A 20,179-nucleotide genomic window follows, 5' to 3' on the forward strand; every position below is an offset into this window, starting at 1 on the left:
TTAGTATTTAACTTTAAACCACAAAGACACAAATCACCAGGTTATTTTAAACATTAACCAGGTGTTATCGTGTCTTTGTGATAAACTGAAAGCGGAATCTAATTATCCAACCATCACTTTAGCGGTAATGGCCAGTCTGTTCCAGGCATTAATGGTAACTATAGCCATAATTAGCTGTGCTAATTCCTGCTCATTAAAAAAGCTTGCCGCTTTTTGATAAGTTGCATCAGAAACATGGTGGCTAATTAAGGTTACTTCTTCTGTTAAAGCCAAAACGGCTTCTTCTTTTGCCGTAAATAAGGTTGTTTCTCTCCAGGCATTTAATAAATACAAACGTTGTTCGGTTTCACCGATTTTACGGGCATCGGTTGAGTGCATATTTAAGCAAAATGCACAACCGTTAATTTGCGATGCACGCATTTTAATCAGTTCTAAAAGAATTGGATCAAGTTTGCTGGTTGATAAATATTTCTCTAAACCGTACATGGCCTTGTAAGCTGCAGGTTCTACTTTTGGGATATCAATTCTACTTTCCATTTTATTTGTTTTTTGATTACGATGTAAAGTTCAGCATCCCGATCCTGAAAAAACTTAATGTAGTTTAAGAAATGAATTTTCTAACTGCAAAGGCACAAAGACTTTCGTAAAGTGCGCTAAGTAGGGTTAAAAGTCCTGTTAGTTCGCCATTTAATTTTACTCGATAAATTTATGCGATTCGTCATTTCGACCGTAGTGGAGAAATCTATGGGTAATTATTTAATAACAGAACTTACAGATTTCTCCATTCCGCTTCGCTACAGTCGAAATGACGCAAAAACTGTAAACCCACTCTGCATACTTTGCGTTTATTTCTCTGCGTCCTTTGTGGTCAACAACAACTATTTCTTCGCCCTGATTTTACTCAAAAATTCAGGAGTAAAACCCAGATAAGAAGCCAGCATATATTGTGGCACACGCTGTACAAATTCAGGGAATAAACTGTTAAAATTGCGGTATCTTTCTTCTGCTGTTTGACTATAAAGAAATTTTATCCTTCGTTGTGATGCCTGGTGGTTTTTTTGCAGAATTAATCTGAAGTACCTTTCAAGTTTAGGTAGTTTATGGAACATCTCGTCATAATGATGATGTTCGATAGTGATGACTTCGGTAGTTTCAGCCGCCTGGATATAAAATTCAGATCGTTCCTGGAAAAGAAAGCTGGTTAGATCGGTAATCCACCAGTTTTCTATGGCAAATTGAGTGGTCTGTTCAGCACCCTTTATATCAATGAAATAAAGTCTTAAGCAGCCTTTTACCACGAAATAGTTTGCTCTGCAGGTTTGCTCTTGGGATAATAAAAAAGCTTTCTTTTTAACGGAAAAAGATTTGAGAAACGGTGCAAGAATTTCCTGTTCATCGTTGCTCAGATCTATAAATTTATTAATATGGCTATAAAGTGCACTGTACATTACTATTCTATTGATTATGCTAAAATAGACATAATTATAAGAATGGAATCTATGGTGTTAAAGTGAAAAAGCCTTATATATCGGATGTGCGTATTCGCCCCAATTTTTCATCGCACCTAGTAATATGGCTTTTAAACCTTTGTTATCAGTCGGCTTTCCTTTTGTAGGCGGCGCTAAATCTTTCTCTGGCACGGCAACTTCTGTAACTTTAGTTGCAAACCAGGTTACATTTTCATGAGGCAAAGCTAAACCTAAAATCATTCCAGGTACTCCGGTAAAAGATTCAGGACCACCAGAAACGGCAATCTGATTACTGTAATAAGCCACCACATAAACCGAATCCATAATGATGGCATTGGCCCTGCGGCATTCGTAACCTGCAATTTCTCTTGTTTCGTCGGTAATTTTCCAGTTGATTTTACGTATACTGTCTTTAACCAGGTAAGTATCTTCATATACACTTTTTTGTGTGATACTGGTTTGCTGATCGAAATTTGTGGCAATGGTATTTTTCAGGTCGGCCAGCACATCAGATGCCAACCAGTTATTGTTTACCGTTTCTTCTACCGTTGGCCATTTGTATAAACTTTTATCTTTAGTAAAATATAAAGTGCTTTTGGCAACCTTAAATTGGGGATTGTTCTTTTTATACTGCTCAAAAGCCTCATTCAGATAGCTTTCATTGTCTTTGTTGATCTTCTTTTGGATCAAAGCATACATATTTGATCTCTTTTCAAACTCAATTATGCCATTTTGTACGAAGTGTATATTCTGTGCAAAAAGATCGCTGCTAATGAAAATCACAGCAAAAAGGATGATATATTTTAGTGTAGTTTTCATAATTATTTCTGTGTTTTAATGCCGCCGCCCATTTTGTTGAAGTCCCATGATACCGAGAACATTAAATATCGTTGGATGGTGGTGTTACGTGTTTCGCTGATGGTTGTATTGGTTGCCATGCGGTTGAATCCTACATTTTGGTTTAAAATATCGTTCACCGTTAAAGAGAATTTTAAGCTTTCTGATTTAAAGAATTTTTTACCCAGCGATGCATTCCAGATAAAACGTTCGAAACTTTTGTTAAGCACTTGTGTTTTGCCGTTATACTGATAATCTCCGTCCGAAGATATTTCGAATTTGGCAGGCAACTGTACATTTCCGTAGAAATATCCAGTATATCCTATACCATCACTGTTGGAGCCTACGCTTACCCTCGAAATATTATATGTAGGGCCAAAACGGACGTAAAAATTATACTTTTTCTCTTTGTATTTCGAAACGTTTAAACCTCCACCATAAGTATAGTTTTTGGTGTTATTTAATACCCTGTTCTGGTTAGTAGTGATGTAGTTGTAGTTAGAATTTCCGTTTGCATCCACATTTAAACCAACATTCATATCCAGAAACTTAATTTTCCGACCAATCTGTCCGTACAGGTAAAAGTTTGTCTGCATTTTATCCGAAAAATTGATATAAGTGTAAGTACTCTTACCAGCACCATCGGTATTTACATCACTAATGATCGGGTTTGAGGTAAAACTATAAGAACCACTTAACCAAATGGATTGATTGGTTAACACTTTATAAGAGTTGTAATTTGTATTAATACTGCTTCTGAATGATGGCCTTAAATCCTGATTTCCTTTAACTACATTAAAAGGGTCATTGTTTACCCTAACCGGCTGTAGCTGATCGAGTGAAGGCTGGCTGGTATTCCCGTCATAATTGATCCGGAGCGATTTCTGTTGAGAAAAACGATACTGATACGATGCCTGAGGCATATAATTCACAAAATTTCTGATGTATGTTCTGTTGTGGTAAACATCATTCTGTTTAAAATTTACTCCGCTAAATTTCGAACCAAAATTGATTACCGTTTTACCCTTTTTATAATTGAAAATGGCACCACCCTGATTAATGGTTTGGTTCAGTTCAAAATTGTTACTGTATAGTGTATCCAGCATATCATATCTGCCACTTCCTGATTGATTGAACGATCTTCGGTCTGATTTTCCATTCATCAACGTTAAACCATAGTTCAAAATCACCGTTAAGGTTTTAGAGAGCGGTTCGGTATAAGCTGCATTTAATTTAAACGAATTGTTTGTGATATCGTTTACCTTTAACTGGTTGGTAAGACTATCCAATATTGTCTCTGTTTCTATAATACGTGTTTTATTTTCAGATTTTAAATAGCCTTCAGAACTGTTTTTATTAATTGATTGGTTAAGGTTTAAAGATAATGTACGCCCTTTTTTCTTCAGTTTTTTGGTTAACAACAAATTCATGTTGAAATTCTGGTCGTCCGCCTCGTTGGTGATCATTCTATCTGATGAATTTAAGAAATAGTCATTTTCTCCATTTGTAGTCGTTTTATAGTGGTTTGAAGTATTGCTTTTTTTCAAAGCGCCATCTACACTCACTTTCATGGTTAAGGTGGTATCGATTTTTATTTCGTAGGTCGCATCCAATTTTTGCCTGAACATGTCGTTATCAAAATCTTCATCTGAAGTGCTAAACTGCGAACCTGATGCTAAATTATTCTGGCTGATCGAATTCCGGCTACCTTTTACCCTGATCGATCCAATTTTATAATTCGTATTTAACGATTCTTTATCCTTATTCCATTTGTTATCGAAATGCAAACCACCTGTCCTGGCCATTGGTAAACCCTGACCATTGTACTTGCCATCATACGAATCGAAATCATCGCCCCCGCTATAGTTGAAATACATTCCGCCATCATCACTCACCGTTAAGCCACTCGAGCCGCTATATTTATCCCTATCATCCCAGCCTAAACCTACTGTCCCGTTATTGCCTAAAATGCCATAGGTAGAGAATTTCTTTTTCCCCCAGAATTTATTGAACATGGCCTGTCCCTGGTAAAAATCTTTGGTGCCATAACCTCCCTGTACTTTACCGAAATAACCGTTCTTTTTATCTTCTTTGAGTTTAATGTTTAGCGTTTTAGTTTTTTCGCCATCATCAATGCCTGTAAAACTAGCCTGATCGCTGGCTTTATCATAAAGCTGAACAGATTCTACCATATCAGCCCGAAGATTTTTCGTGACCAATGTTGGGTCGTCGCCAAAAAATTCTTCTCCATCTACCAATACCTTCGGAACCGTTTTACCCTGAGCTGTAATTTTCCCATCCTTATCTACCTGAAAGCCCGGAAACTGTTTAATCAGATCCTCTACTTTCGAATTGGGTTCTATATTATATGCCTTTGGATCAAACTCTGTAGTATCACCTTTAATTTTTATGGCTGTTCTGTTTCCTTTAATAATTACATCAGCGAGAATTTTGGCCATCCCGGTGAGGTTAATTTTTCCGTAATCTTTAACCTGAGTAGTAGAATCGAGCGTAAAATGATCTACAAAATCTGCATACTTAGGATAAGAAACTAATAAGATAAACTTCCCGTTTTTAATTCCGGTAAGCTCGAATGAGCCATTTTCTGCTGTCCGGGTAAATTTTACCAGAGTAGAATCTTTTGCATTTAAAACGGCAATAGAAGTTCCCGATAACAGGGTTGTCGATGCAGTGTCAATCGTTCGGCCCTTAATGGTATGGAGGCCCTGTGCTTTTGAATAAGTACTTGTAAAAATAAAAAAGAACAATGAGAGTAACAGCGGTTTCATAGATAGGATTTGGTTTTGTTTATCGAATTTAACTAATATATTAGTTGTTTGTGATAGTTTAACCTTTTTTAACAATTTAAAAATTGAGCTGTAGCCATTAACCATAAAAGATGATATCTTTAATCAAAAAAACCGGATGAAATTACCTTCTCTCCAACAGCTTTACTATGGTTTTAGAAACGTAATAAAGCGCTTCCCCTTACTACTTATCTGCTTATTAAAAAACTATAAGCTAAATTTCATTCCAGGAGGCCGGGTTTTAATTAATCCGGCCTTTTTTTGTTCGTCGATGTTTTCAAAATATGCTGGATTTCGTATAGGTTAATTCGGCGTTCATCTATAAATACAAGTGCATGGTATAATAGCCCATAACTGGCTGAAACGTTTTTGCCATACTGCAGTCTTAATTACAAAACCACCTAATAATTAGGGATTTAAAATAAAGATTTGTAAAAATAAAAATATTAAAGTCATGAAAACTTCTATCAAAAATTTATTCGCAGCAGCATTGGTAATGGTTACTTTAAGCAGCGCAACAGTTGTAGCACATGCAACAGAAAATAATGCCAGCTACACCGCATTAACAAATGTCAGAAACATCAGCAAAATTGTAGTTTCCGGAAACGTAAAACTGGTCCTTGTTCAGGATGCTAAAGAAAGTGTTGAGGTTTATAATCAATATTACACCAAAAATGCCCTGGTACAACAGCATGGAGAAGAACTTAGAGTTAGCTCTTTTGATAAAAATACCCTAACCGTAATCGTCCGCGTAAATAACTTAACTGCTATCGAAGCTTCAAATACTGCAAGTGTAAGTACTGCCGGAAATTTCAACCTGTTAAGCCTAAACATTGTTTTAAATGATGAGGCATCGGCAGATATTAAAGCCAACACTGTTAATTTATCAACAAATATTAAAGATGGTACATCCTTAAAATTAGAAGGGGCTACCGATTTACATCAAGCTGTAATGGGTGTAGCATCCAGAATAAACATGACTGGTTTTACTGCGCTGGAAAGTAGTATCCGATTAACAGGAAAATCTCTTTTGGCTAACAACAAGTCTCGTTATGATGACATACAGGTTTCTTTATTAGAAAAACTATTCTAACTCCATCATATATTTTACCACAAAGGCGCTGAATTTTAAGTTCAGCGCCTTTTTTAGTCTCTCGTTGGTTGGACAGACCCACAGATTTAATTACAAATCAAATTTTATCCCCTGTGCTAAGGGCAGTGTATTTGAATAATTAATGGTATTGGTTTGCCTGCGCATATAAGCTCTCCAGGCATCTGATCCGCTTTCCCTGCCACCACCTGTTTCTTTCTCGCCACCAAAAGCACCGCCAATTTCTGCACCTGAAGTACCGATATTTACATTTGCGATACCACAGTCAGATCCCTTAGCCGATAAAAACTGCTCTGCCTCTCTTAAATTTAAGGTCATAATGGCCGAAGATAATCCTTGCGGTACAGCATTTTGTAAGGCAATGGCCTCGTCTAATGTTTTGTATTTAATTAAGTATAAAATTGGTGCAAACGTTTCGTGTTGAACAATCTTGAAATCATTCTGAACCTCCGCAATGCATGGCCTTACATAACACCCACTTCTATAGGCATCGCCGGATAAAACGCCACCTTCTACCACAAAATTGCCACCCTCTTCCTTACATTTTGCAATAGAATCTAAGTATGCTGCAACCGCATCGGTATCAATCAATGGGCCTACATGGTTATTTTGATCTAAAGGATCACCAATACGCAATTGTCCGTAAGCTTTAACCAGTTTCCCGGTAAAAGCATCATATACACTTTCGTGGATAATTAACCTCCTGGTAGAAGTACAACGCTGGCCTGCGGTACCAACCGCACCAAATACAGCACCAATTAAACTCATGTCTAAATCGGCATGTTCTGAAATAATAATGGCATTATTACCGCCAAGCTCCAACAAGCTTTTTCCTAAACGCGCACCAACAGCCGCTCCAACTGCCTTGCCCATTCGTGTCGATCCGGTGGCAGAAATTAAAGGGATACGACCATCATTTGTCATGAGTTCGCCAACTTCCCTATCGCCTAAAACGAGATTACAAACGCCTTCGGCAATATCGTTATCTTTAAAAACCTTTGCAATAATATGTTGGCAGGCAATGGCGGTTAAGGGTGTTTTTTCTGAAGGTTTCCAGATGCAAACATTACCACAAACCAAAGCCAAAGCAGTGTTCCAGCTCCAAACCGCTACAGGGAAATTAAAGGCAGAAATAATTCCTACAATTCCCAATGGATGCCATTGTTCGTACATGCGGTGGTTCGGGCGTTCGCTGTGCATCGTTAAGCCATAAAGCTGCCTCGATAAACCCACTGCAAAATCGCAGATATCGATCATTTCCTGCACTTCACCAAAACCTTCCTGTAAACTTTTTCCCATTTCGTAAGAAACCAAAGTACCCAAGGCGTCTTTATGCTCACGTAAAGCATCGCCAAACTGGCGGATAATTTCGCCTCTTTTTGGAGCAGGAACCGTACGCCAATCCGCAAAAGCTGCTTGTGCCTTTACAACAACAGCATCATAGTCTGCTTTGCCTGCAACTTTTGCCGAAGCGATCAGTTTACCATCAACAGGAGAAAAACTTTCTAGTGTATCGGTATTCGATTCGCCTCCCCAATGGTTACCTGTACTATAAGCTGAATTGACCGCTTTTACGCCCAATTTATTTAAAATGGATTGAATATCTGTAGTCATATATCTAACGATTTACACAAAAAAACAAAAAAATAAAGGAAAGCAGGTATGTTTAGCGCTAATCTTATCACAATTTTGCTAAAACCTTTACTTAATAGAAATATCAAATTATTTGTGATTCTTTTTTACACATCACATTGGGTTTAGGTTGAAGTGCAAAACAAAATATTAATTGGATTTTGTAGAGATCTGTCCAAGAACTTTATTAAATAGCGCTCCCTCTTCATAGCCTGACCATTTGGAGACGATTTTTCCATCTGGATTGATGAGTACAAAAGTAGGGTAACCTGATATACCATATTTGATGATTGTTTCACCATAAAATCCTTTCCCGTCCCAGAGGCTTAGCCAGTTTGTTTGGTCTCTACTTAAGCCTTTCAGCCAGGTTTCTTTCCTGGCATCGCATGAAAATGAGACTACTGATAAATTATCACTGAGCTTTTGAGAGATCTCCTTTAACTCTGGAATTGAAGCAATACAAGGCCCACAGAATGTAGATGAAAAATCTAGTAATATATATTTGCCCGATAATTCAGATAAAGAATGTTTCTTCCCATCTTTATCGAAAGCATTAAAATTGTAAAAACTATCTCCTTTATCGATAATGTCTCCAACCTTTAAATACGTATCAATTCTTTTTGCATATAACGTATTCTTAAAATTTGAATGAAGAGAATTATAAAATTTACGTATTGTATCTCTTGGAAAATCATTTTTAAGATAGAAAAGAGCATCGAGCGCTTCAAAACTATTTAAATTCTGCCTTACAAAATTCATTCTTGTAATCTTGTCTGTACTATCTATCTTCCCAATAACCTTCCATATTGCTTTAGCCTTTAATTTAGCACTATCATCAGTCAGGGCAAAGTATTCCGCTACTAATTTATTCCGTTGCTTATAGCCTGCTTTAGTCAAGTCTATCATTTTATTATGCATATCCTGCGTTTTTGATCCCGTTATCTTCAGATCAAAAGGAAAATCCTTAATGTCTCCCTTCACATTAATTTTTTCATTTCCCATCATTAAGGTAAAGTAATAAAACTCATTTGCTACAGTTGTTTTTACCCATAGCGATTGAGGCGTTTTCCTAAGGGTGCCTTTGAAATTTAGAACATTATTTTCGATTATGGCACTATCAATGTCTGTCTCAAGCTCCGAATCGTTTAAGTAAAACTTAGTTCCATTTTCAAAGCCAGTGATTTGTGCATTAATAATATATTGCTGAGCAGAAACCAGGGTAGTGATGCCAATTGCAATAAGGAGTAAGAGCGACTTTTTCATATTTCACCAAAATAAGGATTTGTATTTACGAAAACAAGATTTTATGAACGAGCATTTTTCTACGGGCTTAGCGTAGCTTAACTTTAGCATAATTCTTAATATCTTACCCTAATTTTACTCAACCCTACTATTCAATGAAAAACTTTAAATTATTATTCATCGCCCTTTTAGGGTTCGGGCTCAGCCTTAACGCACAAACTAAAAAGGCTACTAATACCCTGCTGTGGGAAATTTCCGGTAACGGATTAAAAAAGCCCTCCTATTTGTTTGGCACCTATCATTTAATCAGTGCAAAATTTGCCGATACCATGCAAGTATTACAAGAGAAATTGGAATCGGTTGATGCAGTAGTTGGCGAAATTGTAATGGATAGTAGTACGCAAACTAAAATGGCCCCGTTTTTAATAATGAAAGATACTACGCTGGACAGTTTATTTACGAAAGCAGAGTTTAAAGAAGTCGAAGATTATTTCAAAACCAAACAACCAGGTTTTGAACTAAAACAGATGAATAAGTTTAAACCTGCAATGATCTCGATAATGATGGTACTTTTTGAAAGTCCGGATATGTTGAATGGTATAAGCGAAGGGATAGATGACAGCTTTCAGAAATATGCCAAAAAAAACGGGAAGTCGTTATATGGTTTGGAAACTGCCGAATATCAGGGTGCACTTTTATTTGATAGCGATCTGCAAAAACAAAAAAAAGCATTGCTGAAATCAATTAGGGAAGCGGATAAAAGCAAACAAAAAATGGAGGAACTAAAAGCTGATTATATCGCTCAGGATATCGATAAATTAACCGATTTTTTTAAGATAGAAGATGAGGAAACCAAAGAATTTATGACCGAACTGTTGAAAAACCGGAATAAAAGATGGTTAGATCAGTTACCTGCCTTAATGCAAAACCAGTCGCTGTTTATAGCTGTTGGAGCAGGTCATTTAGTAGGTGCCGAGGGTTTAATAAAAGGGCTACAGCTTCAAGGTTACATTTTGCAGCCTGTAGCAACCAATTAAATTTTTTAATGTTTGTAAAAACAAAAGAAAGGGAACTACATTTGCGTTTTAGCTTTGGCACGAATAGCTTGTTTAAAGTGTACTAACCGTAACAACATAAAAATGAATAAAAAAATTATTGCCTGTGGTATGATGCTGGCTTCGGCCTTAATGGCTAATCCACTTTTTGCACAGGAACAGCCTGCAGAAAAATCGAACAACTTAAATATTTACCGTGTAACGGCAACCAAAGTTAACGATCTGGTACATACCAAACTCGATGTATCTTTTGATTATGCTAAGCGATCCCTGAACGGTAAAGAATGGGTTACTTTAAAGCCTCATTTTTATGCTACAGACTCTTTAACCCTTGATGCACAGGGAATGGATATTAAAACTGTTGCATTGGTTGGCGCAAAAGGAAATACTCCGCTTAAATATGTTTATAAAGATAATAAGCTGTATATCACCTTAAATAAAAAGTACACGAATACTGAAAAGTACACGGTGTATATCGCCTACACCGCTAAACCAGATGAATTAAAAGTAAAAGGAAGTGCGGCCATAACCGATGCAAAAGGTTTGTATTTTATCAATCCGGATGGTACCGATAAAAATAAGCCAACACAGATCTGGACACAAGGTGAAACGGAATCCTCTTCGGCATGGTTTCCCACTATTGATAAGCCTGATCAGAAAACGACCGAAGAGATTTCAATAACAGTAAAATCGAAGTATACCACGCTTTCTAACGGGAAATTGGTGAGCCAGAAAGCCAATACGGATGGAACCCGAACCGATACCTGGAAAATGGATCTGCCACATTCGCCATATTTGTTTATGATGGCTGTGGGCGAATTCAAAATCACAAAAGATACTTATAAAGGCAAGGAAGTAAATTATTACCTGGAGCCTAAATACGCACCTTACGCCAAACAGATTTTTGGTAAAACACCTGAGATGATCCGGTTTTACAGCAATTTGTTAGGGGTGGATTATCCATGGAACAAATATGCACAGGTAGTGGCCAGAGATTATGTTTCAGGCGCGATGGAAAATACTACCGCTACTTTGCACGGCGAACAGGTACAAAAAACCGATCGTGAGTTATTGGATGAAAATGAAGAAGGAACCATTGCACACGAACTTTTTCACCAGTGGTTTGGCGATTACGTAACGGCCGAATCGTGGTCTAACTTAACCATGAACGAATCTTTCGCCACGTTTGGCGAGGTAATCTGGCATGGGCATGATGCAGGTCAGGATGCGGAAGATAAATCGCGTTACGAAAAACTGCAATCTTACCTCGGTTCGACTAAAAAAGGCGAAAGCCCGGTTTTAGCCCGCTTCTATTATAATGATAAGGAAGATATGTTCGATAATATCAGCTATGCCAAAGGATCTATTATTTTGTATGCCTTAAAAAATCAGATGGGTGATGAGGCTTTCTACAAATCGCTTAACCGTTACCTCACTACCAATGCCTTTAAAAACGGCGAAACTCATCAATTGCGCTTAGCGATGGAAGATGTTACCGGAAAAGATTGGAGCCCTTATTTTAATCAATGGTATTACAATGGTGGTCACCCGGTTTTAAGTATCGATTATGGTTACGAAAGCGGCAAGGCAACAATTAAAGTTAAACAAACACAGGATTCGAGCGTACAGACCTTTACGTTGCCTGTAAAAATTGATATTTACGCAGGAGGTAAAAAAATCAGGAAAGAGATTCTGATTAATAGCCGTGAGCAAAATTTTAGCTTTGAAGTGAGTTCCAAACCCGATTTAATCGATTTTGATGTGGATAAAATTTTGGTTGGCGAAACCAATGACAATAAAACTGCAGAAAACTATTATTTCCAGTACAAAAATGCCCCAAGTTATGCCAATAGAATTGAAGCCTTACAATTCATTATGCAAAGCAAAGCCAACAGCGGTCAGCAGGTGTTGTTAGAAGGTTTAAAGGATAAATCTGCAGATTTACGCGCTTTAAGTATAGATGGTATTAACTTAGAAGATGCTCAGATTAAAGCAGCCGCTTTGCCGGTTTTACTGCAGATCGCCAAAACAGATAAAAATACCGAAGCAAGATCAGCTGCAATTGTGAAACTAGCTGCAACCGGCGATCAGGCTTATAAAACTTTAGTGCTGGAAAGTTTAAAAGATAGATCGTACAAAGTAATTGCTGCCGGTATTGATGGCCTGGCCAAACTGGCACCGCAGGAAACCATTCCAGCCATAGCATCGTTAGATGAAGATACAAGAGCACATATTGCGCCTTCAATCGCATCCTTATACATCAACGAACCAAAGGATGATTATCAGGCATTTTACGATAACATTATGCTTACAGGCGATAGGAATAAAGTTTTTGGCGTAGTTGGTCAGTATTTTCAGTATCTGAGAGCCAACACTAACCCTGCAGTCACCGAGCAAGGTATAACGAACATTAGTAAGGCCATTGAAAGATTAAAATTACAAGCCTATTTAAACAAGCAATTGGCCGGGGCTTATACTGCAACTGCACAGGGTAAAGCGAAACAGGCAGCTGCTACAAGCGGAGAAGCAAAAGCAAAACTAGACAAACAGGCCGAATTATTTAAAAAAGGTGCAGCGGATTTAGAAAAAGAATAAATAGTAAATCTCATATAGAAAAGAGCTGGCATGGTAACATCGCCGGCTCTTTCTCTATGCAATAATGAAGTTTTGATTAATGCTGTTCCAAAACGATTATTTTTAGCCTTGTAAATAACGCGATCGTTATGAGGCCGTATTCATATTTGTGATTACTTGTCAAGTTGAGCTTATCGAAACGCTTTAAAGGGTGTTTAAATAGGTCCTTCGACAGGCTACCATAGGCAGAATTCACTAGCACGGCCGTCATTCCCGCGCATGCGGGAATCTTAAAACACTTGCATTACGATTATTCATAAGTTCCCCTTGTTTCAAAGGCATTCATGAGCACTCCGTGGTTCCCAATCGAGTTGGGAATGACGATCTCGCGCAGCCTACCATTTGCCAAAAGGATCTTTCTTTAATATTGATTTTATGAAATAATTACCCCTACCATTGACAGCCAAAAAAAGGTCGTCATTGCGAGGCACGAAGCAATCTTAATGCGCACGCTGTTAGCGATCGTTGTAAGATTGCTTCGTCGGCTGAAAAGGCCTTCTCGCAATGACGATTCCTCACAGTCTAATTACGCCTCAGGATGACAGTTTTATATTTATGATACAGGTCAGAGTGACCGCACACTAATAAAGTTTTTTAGAGACTTTGGAAATGAAAGGTTCTGTGCCTATAGTAACTGATAGCCCTGCTATTCCTCCAAGTCCTTACTCGTTCCTCGCTCCGGGCTTTCCGTTCTATCAGGTTTATAAACAACGATTGGTACATTTTGGCTTATGCAACCCTAAATAATAGCATGAACAGTTATTTATAAACGGGATTGAAATGGCAGCTCACGATTGAAAATCGGGACTATAATGTAAAGCCCGACTATCATTAATGGAAGTACAGGCTTTGCTTTCCTAAAAACAATAATAACTTCATGTAAAGACCATTAGTTACATTTATCTTTCCTCCTTGTATCAATAATATAAACAATCTGCCAATCTTTGTGCAAATGTGTTTGTAGTAGAATAAAGTAAAAACAGTGAAAAATGACTAATCCTTTCCTGACTTCTTCATTACGTATATGCCATAAATTTATAGTATTTTTGTAAAAGAAGGGAAAAGGAACCGCGATGTTGCAAAAAAATCTATCGATTATCCACACATCTTAATCACAGTTAATACGCTTTATAATCAGCTGTTTATGCTGCTTTAACAGGTTTATGTTAATAATTATTTTTAAAACGGATAATTAAAATTGGTAAACTTATCATGTATTTTTCTGCTAATTGGCACGGTTCTTTAATAGTATAATATATGGAAGAAGAATTCTTTTTTGAATCCAACGAAGATGCACAACGCTCGGTTGAACGTTACGAAGAGATGCTCCGGAACCAGGATCAGTATTTCTTCGATGCAGGTGCTTTCGAATACATTGTAGATTTCTACATTGAGAAAAATGATCCGGTCAAAGCTTTGCAGGTAGTTGATTTTGCAATCAGTCAACACCCCTATGCAACAGTATTTTTAATTAAACAGGCTCATCTTTACATCCTAACCAATAACAATGAAAATGCTTTTATTGCCTTGCAAAAGGCTGAGCTTTTAGAACCGTCTGAACCAGATATTTATTTGCTTCGCGGTAATATTTTCCAAAATACCGAACGTTTTGACGAGGCTTTGGAAAATTATGAAAAAGCTTTGGGACTGGCCGAGAGTACGGATGAGATTTTATTACAGATGGCTTATGTTTACCAGAGCATGAGCGATTATGAAAGCGCCATTACCTATATTAAGCTTAGTTTAGAGCAGAATATGGAGAATCAGGATGGTTTATATGAGTTGGCTTTCTGTTATGATGTATTAGATAAACAAGAAGAAAGTATTAAGTTTTACCAGCAATATATCGATACTGATCCGTATTCTTATGCCGCCTGGTATAATTTGGGCAATAGTTTCCACAAGTTGAACCTTTTTGAAAAAGCGATTGACGCTTATGATTATGCAATATTAATCAAAGAAGATTTCAGTTCAGCTTATTTTAACAAAGGAAATGCGCTTGTACAGCTGGATAAATACGATGAGGCGATAGAGGTTTATAAACAGACTTTCGAATATGAACCGCCTAATGCCGATACTTATTGTGCTATTGGCGAATGTTGCGAGAAACTGGAAAAAATGGACGAAGCCCGTTCTTACTATAAAAAATCGGTAAAAATGGATCCTAAAATGGCAGATGCCTGGTTTGGGATCGGTGTTACGCTGAACTTTGAAGAACGTTATTTCGAATCGTTGCACTTTTATAAAAAGGCGATTGATTTAGAGGCCGAGAACCCTGATTTCTGGTTTGCCATGGCCGATGCTTATTATAAATTAGGCCAGATTGATGAATCGATCGAAGCGTACGAAAAGGTATTGGAGTATAATCCTTTGGATATTGAAGCCTGGTTAGATTTTAGTACCGTGCTTTACGAGCAGGGAAAATTACTGGAAGCATCGGAAACAATGGCAGAGGCGATTAAGAATAATCCGGAAGCAGCAGAACTGTATTACCGGATGGTGGCCTACCTTTTTGCCCAGGGAAATTATAGTGATGCACTTGGATATTTGGAAACGGCTTTAACAACCGATCCGGAAAAACACTATATTCTGTTTGAATATTTACCGCAATTGCAGGATAATAGTGCCATTTTGACCGTTATAAACAGATATATAAGGTAACGACCTTGTGGGAAAAATTTAACAAATAAATCTCAAAATTTTTTTCACTTTTGTACGTATATGAATTATCCATTATTAAACGTTCCCGAACGTCCAGCTAAACCACGCCAGAAAGGCTTAACAATGGTTATGGATAAGGGATTGAGCCTGCGCCAGGTTGAAGATTTTATTGAAGTTGCCGGCGTACATACAGATATCGTAAAATTAGGTTGGGCAACATCACACGTAACACCGAAGCTTAAAGAAAAATTAGCTTTATATAAAAGTGCAGGCATTCCTACCTATTTCGGAGGAACACTATTTGAAGCCTTTATTATCCGTAACCAGTTTTCAGATTATCAACGTGTTTTAGATCAATACGGGATGGAATACGCAGAAGTTTCTGATGGTTCTATCGAAATTGAGCACGATAAAAAATGTGAGTTTATCCGCGAACTGTCTAAACAGGTAACTGTGATTTCCGAAGTAGGCAGTAAAGATGCTGCTAAGATATTTGCGCCATATAAGTGGATTAAATTAATGAAGGCTGAAATTGAGGCAGGTTCCTGGAAAGTAATTGCCGAAGCCCGCGAAGGTGGTAATGTAGGTATTTACCGTGGAAGCGGCGAAGTTAGGGAAGGGTTGGTTGATGAAATTTTAACCCAGATTCCTGAAGAAACCATTATTTGGGAAGCCCCTCAAAAAGAACAGCAGGTTTGGTTTATTAAATTAATTGGTAGCAATGTAAACCTTGGTAATATTGCCCCGGCAGAAGTAATTCCTTTAGAAACCATTCGTTTAGGATTACGTGGAGACACTTTCGACTTTTTCCTGAACCAGGTAAAATAAAGACAAAATTCGTCATTGCTAAGCGCATAGTTAAATAAACCTTACAGGTTTCAAAGACCTGTAAGGTTTGCTTATTATATCAATATGAAAACATACGGCTTAATCGGGTACCCGCTTTCTCATTCTTTCTCGAAAAAATATTTTACAGAAAAGTTTCAAAATGAGGGCATAGCCGGTCATCAATACGAGCTTTTCCCTATTGTTGATATTAAATCACTGCCCGATCTGCTGAGTGAAAACCCATCATTATGCGGCCTTAATGTTACCATTCCGCATAAAGTTAATGTGCTTTGTTATTTAAATGAAGTAGATGAAGCTGCAGAAAAAATCGGAGCCGTAAATTGTATTTCGATCAAAACCTTTGAAGGTGCAACCTATTTAAAAGGTTATAATACCGATGCGTATGGCTTTGAAGAATCGCTAAAACCATTGTTAAAGCCACAACATACTAAAGCGCTTGTTTTTGGCGATGGTGGTGCTGCAAAAGCGGTAAAGTACGTTTTAGAAAAGTTAAATATTCAATATCAGGTGGTGGTCCGGACGGCTGTTCCTGGTGCTATTCTATATTCAGAAATTACAGCAGAGATTTTAACTTCACACCAGTTATTGGTCAATACCACCCCACTCGGAATGTCGCCAAATGTAGATACCTTTCCAGAAATTGATTACAGTTTGCTTGGGTCTGAGTATTTAGCTTACGATTTAGTGTATAATCCGCTGGAGACGGCATTTTTGGCTAAAGCTGCCGAACGTGGTGCAGCAATTAAAAACGGTTTGGAAATGCTGTACAAACAAGCAGAAAAAGCCTGGGCAATCTGGAATAAATAATTTAACTTACCGTTTTTGCAGCAGGAACGACAGCCTGCCCCAACTTTTCGGGGAAACAATCTTCGATAAAATGCTATGAAACTTAAACAACTAATCTGTGTTCCATTTGTACTGCTTTTATTCATAACAGCTTGCCAGAACCATGATTATAGTCCCAAGCCAAAAGCTTATTTCAGAATCGTATTTCCTAAAAAAGACTACATCAAATTTACCAGGCCTGTTCCCTTTACGTTCAAATACCCTACTTATGCTGCGGTAGAGCAGGATCAAAGCCGTGATGCCCAAAAAAACTGGTACAATTTGCACTTTAAACAGTTTAATGGCTTTTTGCATTTAACCTATTATGATGTTTCAGGTAAAGTCGAATATGACGAAATGGTAGAAGATGCACGAAAACTTGCCTTTAAACATACCATTAAAGCCAGTGCAATTGATCAAAAACTCATCAATTACCCTGATCACAAAGTTTATGGCATTTATTACGCAATTGAAGGGAATACGGCTTCTTCCGTCCAGTTTTTTTTAACCGATAGCGCTAAACATTATTTCAGAGGAGCGCTATATTTTAATGAGCGGCCACAATACGATTCTATTGAGCCTGTTGTTAAATTTATTAAAAAGGATATTGATACGCTGATTTCTACCTTTAGGTGGAAAAAATAATTTATTATTTTGTTATCCTGCCTTTGAAAGCAGGTTTTTTCTAAAAATTATGATTACAATAAAAACCTTCACCTTTAACGCTTATAGTGAAAATACCTATGTGCTTTACGATGAAACCAAAGAATGTGTCATTATAGATCCGGGCATGTACGAAGGTTTTGAGCAAAATGAATTGGCTGCTTTCATTAAAAACGAAGACTTAAAACCTGTTTTATTGCTCAATACACATTGTCATCTCGATCATGTTTTCGGCAATAAATTTGTGTTCGATACCTATGGCTTAAAACCACAGTTTCATCAGGGCGAATTGCCAATTTTAAATGCTGTTCCCGGTTATGCACCATCAATGGGTTTTACCCGTTATGAGGTTTCTCCGCAACCTGATACTTTTTTATCCGAAACAGGAACCATATCATTTGGCGACAGTACTTTAAGCTTAATTTTTGCACCAGGCCACTCGCCCGCACATTTATGCTTTTACAGTGCTGCCAATCATATTTTGATAGGGGGCGATGTACTTTTTTATGGCAGTATTGGACGTACCGATCTTCCAGGTGGTAACCATCAGCAATTAATTCAAAACATTTCCGATAAACTTTTTGTCTTACCTGATGAAACCAAAGTTTATCCTGGCCATGGACCAGCTACCAGCATTGGTTTTGAAAAGCAAAATAATCCGTTTTTTTAATATTAATTATTGTTTTTAAGTTTTTTTTAAGCGTAGAGGCTTACAACCCTATACCTTCTACCTTTAAACCCTCAACCTTTTACCTATCTTTGCCAGCGTGAATACGTCGTTTTATATTGCCAAAAGGTATCTTTTTGCCAAAAAATCAACCAATGCCATTAACCTGATATCGGGCATATCGATGGTAGGTGTAATGGTTGGTAGCGCTGCTTTGATTATTATACTATCGGTATTTAACGGTTTAGAAACAGTGGTATTGAATATGTTCGATACCATTACCCCACAAATTGCCATTACACCGGCTAAGGGGAAAACCTTTGATCCAAATACAAGCTATTTTAATCAGCTCAGAAAAAATAAAGATGTTGCTGCTTTTACTGAGGTGCTGCAAGAAAATGCTTTGCTAAAATACAACAACAAACAGGCTGTTGGAATGGTTAAAGGGGTAAGTTCAGACTATTTGAAGAACACAAAATTAGATAGTACCATTAAGGAAGGCCATTTTATATTACATAATAGGAGTGGCGATAACGCAGTAATCGGTTCTGCTTTACAAAGTTATCTGGCTGTGAATACTGTTGACCCATTTACAGAGCTGGAAATTTATTCGCCAAAGAAAGATATCGCAGCAAATACGATAAATCCGGCCGACGATTTTGTGGTAAAGAACATCCGGGTAAGTGGCGTTTTTGAGGTGCAGCAAGATTTCGACAATGGTATTATCGTTCCACTCGATTTTGCCCGCGAACTGCTCGGAGAAGATCAGAATGTGTCTGCTATTGAGATCAATCTCCAGCCGGGTGTCGACGTAGACGATTTTAAAAAGGAAATAATCGAAAAGGCTGGTAAAGATTATGAAGTCAGAAATCAGGCCGAACAAAATAAATCACTCTACCACATTTTAAATACCGAAAAATGGGCAGTATATATTATTCTTACTTTTATTCTGATTATTGCTATATTTAATATCATAGGGTCGTTAACCATGTTAGTAATCGATAAGGTGAAGGATGTTGCCATTCTGAGCAGTTTAGGCGCAGGCAAGAATTTAATCAAACGTATATTTTTATTTGAAGGTATGATGATCACCATGTCTGGCTGCGTGTTGGGTTTAATCATAGGGATTGTATTTTACTATTTTCAGCATACCTATGGTTTAATTAAAATGGGCGATGAAGTAAACAAAACACTGGTAAGTTCTTATCCGATTGCCCTAAAATGGAAAGATTTTGTTTTAGTTTTTGTTACGGTAGGTATCTTCTCATTTTTGGCATCTGCTTTGTCATCCAATTTAAGTGTTAAAAAGATAGATCAAATTAATCAAACTATATAAAATGAAGTTATTTAAGCAAGCAATTGTACTCGTTGTGCTCCTTGGCGTAGCCGTTACAGCTTGTAGGAACGATAAAGCCGAAGGAGAAAAAAGTAATCTGAAAACTGTTAAAGGTTTGTATAGTTTTGGCCCAGAAGTTAAATCTTTCACTTTATGTGAAGATGGGCGTGAATATTGGGTTAAAGACAGTGTAAAAAATCTAGAACTTTCTTATAGCAATTTAGGCTTTGAAAAACCATACGAGCCGGTATATGTAGAGTTGGAAGGTTATTTTGCGAAATCTGATACCGGTATAGTTTCCAGTGATTTTGATTCTACTTTAGTAGTGATGAAGGTACTTAAAATCAGTAAAGAAATTCCTGATGGGCCTTGCGCACAATAATTCATTTCT

16 protein-coding genes are annotated in these 20,179 nt (G+C 37.4%); 10 read left to right on the plus strand and 6 right to left on the minus strand.

What is annotated here, in order from left to right; genetic code table 11:
- Positions 1 to 102: 102 nt before the first annotated feature.
- The 4 genes from BCL90_RS18825 to BCL90_RS18840 all read right to left on the minus strand — a co-directional run bounded on the left by BCL90_RS18825 (position 103) and on the right by BCL90_RS18840 (position 5,095).
- Complete coding sequence (locus BCL90_RS18825) at positions 103 to 537, minus strand: carboxymuconolactone decarboxylase family protein (RefSeq protein WP_121285769.1); 435 nt, start codon at positions 535 to 537, stop codon at positions 103 to 105.
- Positions 538 to 878: 341 nt separating this feature from the next.
- Positions 879 to 1,448, minus strand: a complete 570-nt coding sequence (locus BCL90_RS18830) for a Crp/Fnr family transcriptional regulator (protein ID WP_121285771.1) — start codon at positions 1,446 to 1,448, stop codon at positions 879 to 881.
- Positions 1,449 to 1,505: 57 nt separating this feature from the next.
- The gene (locus tag BCL90_RS18835; protein ID WP_121285773.1) at positions 1,506 to 2,288 is read right to left on the minus strand and encodes a GLPGLI family protein; all 783 of its coding nucleotides are present in this window, start codon (positions 2,286 to 2,288) and stop codon (positions 1,506 to 1,508) included.
- 2 nt (positions 2,289 to 2,290) lie between these two features.
- Complete coding sequence (locus tag BCL90_RS18840; RefSeq protein WP_121286233.1) at positions 2,291 to 5,095, minus strand: TonB-dependent receptor; 2,805 nt, start codon at positions 5,093 to 5,095, stop codon at positions 2,291 to 2,293.
- A gap of 472 nt (positions 5,096 to 5,567) precedes the next feature.
- On the opposite strand from BCL90_RS18840, the gene BCL90_RS18845 reads away from it, so the two are divergent.
- A complete protein-coding gene (locus BCL90_RS18845; RefSeq protein WP_121285775.1) occupies positions 5,568 to 6,206 on the plus strand; it encodes a GIN domain-containing protein in 639 nt (212 codons plus the stop codon).
- A 90-nt stretch (positions 6,207 to 6,296) separates the two neighbouring features.
- Here BCL90_RS18845 and amaB read toward each other — a convergent pair whose 3' ends face one another.
- Together amaB and BCL90_RS18855 are read right to left on the minus strand one after the other, a co-directional pair.
- Positions 6,297 to 7,838 (minus strand): L-piperidine-6-carboxylate dehydrogenase, encoded by a 1,542-nt coding sequence (amaB, locus tag BCL90_RS18850; protein WP_121285777.1) that lies wholly within the window; start codon positions 7,836 to 7,838, stop codon positions 6,297 to 6,299.
- Positions 7,839 to 8,006: 168 nt separating this feature from the next.
- Entirely contained in the window at positions 8,007 to 9,119 is a 1,113-nt protein-coding gene (locus BCL90_RS18855; RefSeq protein WP_121285779.1) for a TlpA disulfide reductase family protein, read from the minus strand.
- A gap of 134 nt (positions 9,120 to 9,253) precedes the next feature.
- On the opposite strand from BCL90_RS18855, the gene BCL90_RS18860 reads away from it, so the two are divergent.
- From BCL90_RS18860 to BCL90_RS18900, 9 genes are all read left to right on the plus strand, one after another.
- Entirely contained in the window at positions 9,254 to 10,135 is an 882-nt protein-coding gene (locus BCL90_RS18860; protein ID WP_121285781.1) for a TraB/GumN family protein, read from the plus strand.
- A 102-nt stretch (positions 10,136 to 10,237) separates the two neighbouring features.
- Positions 10,238 to 12,748 carry a M1 family metallopeptidase gene (locus BCL90_RS18865; RefSeq protein WP_121285783.1) on the plus strand — a complete coding sequence of 837 codons (2,511 nt, stop codon included), beginning with the start codon at positions 10,238 to 10,240 and terminating at the stop codon, positions 12,746 to 12,748.
- Between the two features lie 1,296 nt (positions 12,749 to 14,044).
- Positions 14,045 to 15,448 (plus strand): tetratricopeptide repeat protein, encoded by a 1,404-nt coding sequence (locus tag BCL90_RS18870; RefSeq protein ID WP_121285785.1) that lies wholly within the window; start codon positions 14,045 to 14,047, stop codon positions 15,446 to 15,448.
- A 60-nt stretch (positions 15,449 to 15,508) separates the two neighbouring features.
- Positions 15,509 to 16,276, plus strand: a complete 768-nt coding sequence (locus BCL90_RS18875; RefSeq protein ID WP_121285787.1) for a phosphosulfolactate synthase — start codon at positions 15,509 to 15,511, stop codon at positions 16,274 to 16,276.
- 84 nt (positions 16,277 to 16,360) lie between these two features.
- Positions 16,361 to 17,104, plus strand: a complete 744-nt coding sequence (locus BCL90_RS18880; protein WP_121285789.1) for a shikimate dehydrogenase family protein — start codon at positions 16,361 to 16,363, stop codon at positions 17,102 to 17,104.
- 75 nt (positions 17,105 to 17,179) lie between these two features.
- Complete coding sequence (gldD, locus tag BCL90_RS18885; protein ID WP_121285791.1) at positions 17,180 to 17,767, plus strand: gliding motility lipoprotein GldD; 588 nt, start codon at positions 17,180 to 17,182, stop codon at positions 17,765 to 17,767.
- Positions 17,768 to 17,816: 49 nt separating this feature from the next.
- A complete protein-coding gene (locus BCL90_RS18890) occupies positions 17,817 to 18,455 on the plus strand; it encodes an MBL fold metallo-hydrolase (protein ID WP_121285793.1) in 639 nt (212 codons plus the stop codon).
- A gap of 97 nt (positions 18,456 to 18,552) precedes the next feature.
- A complete protein-coding gene (locus tag BCL90_RS18895; RefSeq protein ID WP_121285795.1) occupies positions 18,553 to 19,788 on the plus strand; it encodes an ABC transporter permease in 1,236 nt (411 codons plus the stop codon).
- Between the two features lies 1 nt (position 19,789).
- On the plus strand, positions 19,790 to 20,170 hold the full coding sequence (locus BCL90_RS18900; RefSeq protein ID WP_121285797.1) for a hypothetical protein: 381 nt from the start codon (positions 19,790 to 19,792) through the stop codon (positions 20,168 to 20,170).
- Positions 20,171 to 20,179 lie beyond the last annotated feature (9 nt).

The organism is Pedobacter alluvionis, from assembly GCF_003664035.1.
Lineage (GTDB): Bacteria > Bacteroidota > Bacteroidia > Sphingobacteriales > Sphingobacteriaceae > Pedobacter > Pedobacter alluvionis.

Coding starts and splice junctions, on each gene's coding strand:
- BCL90_RS18825 (WP_121285769.1), bottom strand. CDS start 537: ATGGAAAGTAGAATTGATATCCCAAAAGTAGAACCTGCAGCTTACAAG.
- BCL90_RS18830 (WP_121285771.1), bottom strand. CDS start 1,448: ATGTACAGTGCACTTTATAGCCATATTAATAAATTTATAGATCTGAGC.
- BCL90_RS18835 (WP_121285773.1), bottom strand. CDS start 2,288: ATGAAAACTACACTAAAATATATCATCCTTTTTGCTGTGATTTTCATT.
- BCL90_RS18840 (WP_121286233.1), bottom strand. CDS start 5,095: ATGAAACCGCTGTTACTCTCATTGTTCTTTTTTATTTTTACAAGTACT.
- BCL90_RS18845 (WP_121285775.1), top strand. CDS start 5,568: ATGAAAACTTCTATCAAAAATTTATTCGCAGCAGCATTGGTAATGGTT.
- amaB (WP_121285777.1), bottom strand. CDS start 7,838: ATGACTACAGATATTCAATCCATTTTAAATAAATTGGGCGTAAAAGCG.
- BCL90_RS18855 (WP_121285779.1), bottom strand. CDS start 9,119: ATGAAAAAGTCGCTCTTACTCCTTATTGCAATTGGCATCACTACCCTG.
- BCL90_RS18860 (WP_121285781.1), top strand. CDS start 9,254: ATGAAAAACTTTAAATTATTATTCATCGCCCTTTTAGGGTTCGGGCTC.
- BCL90_RS18865 (WP_121285783.1), top strand. CDS start 10,238: ATGAATAAAAAAATTATTGCCTGTGGTATGATGCTGGCTTCGGCCTTA.
- BCL90_RS18870 (WP_121285785.1), top strand. CDS start 14,045: ATGGAAGAAGAATTCTTTTTTGAATCCAACGAAGATGCACAACGCTCG.
- BCL90_RS18875 (WP_121285787.1), top strand. CDS start 15,509: ATGAATTATCCATTATTAAACGTTCCCGAACGTCCAGCTAAACCACGC.
- BCL90_RS18880 (WP_121285789.1), top strand. CDS start 16,361: ATGAAAACATACGGCTTAATCGGGTACCCGCTTTCTCATTCTTTCTCG.
- gldD (WP_121285791.1), top strand. CDS start 17,180: ATGAAACTTAAACAACTAATCTGTGTTCCATTTGTACTGCTTTTATTC.
- BCL90_RS18890 (WP_121285793.1), top strand. CDS start 17,817: ATGATTACAATAAAAACCTTCACCTTTAACGCTTATAGTGAAAATACC.
- BCL90_RS18900 (WP_121285797.1), top strand. CDS start 19,790: ATGAAGTTATTTAAGCAAGCAATTGTACTCGTTGTGCTCCTTGGCGTA.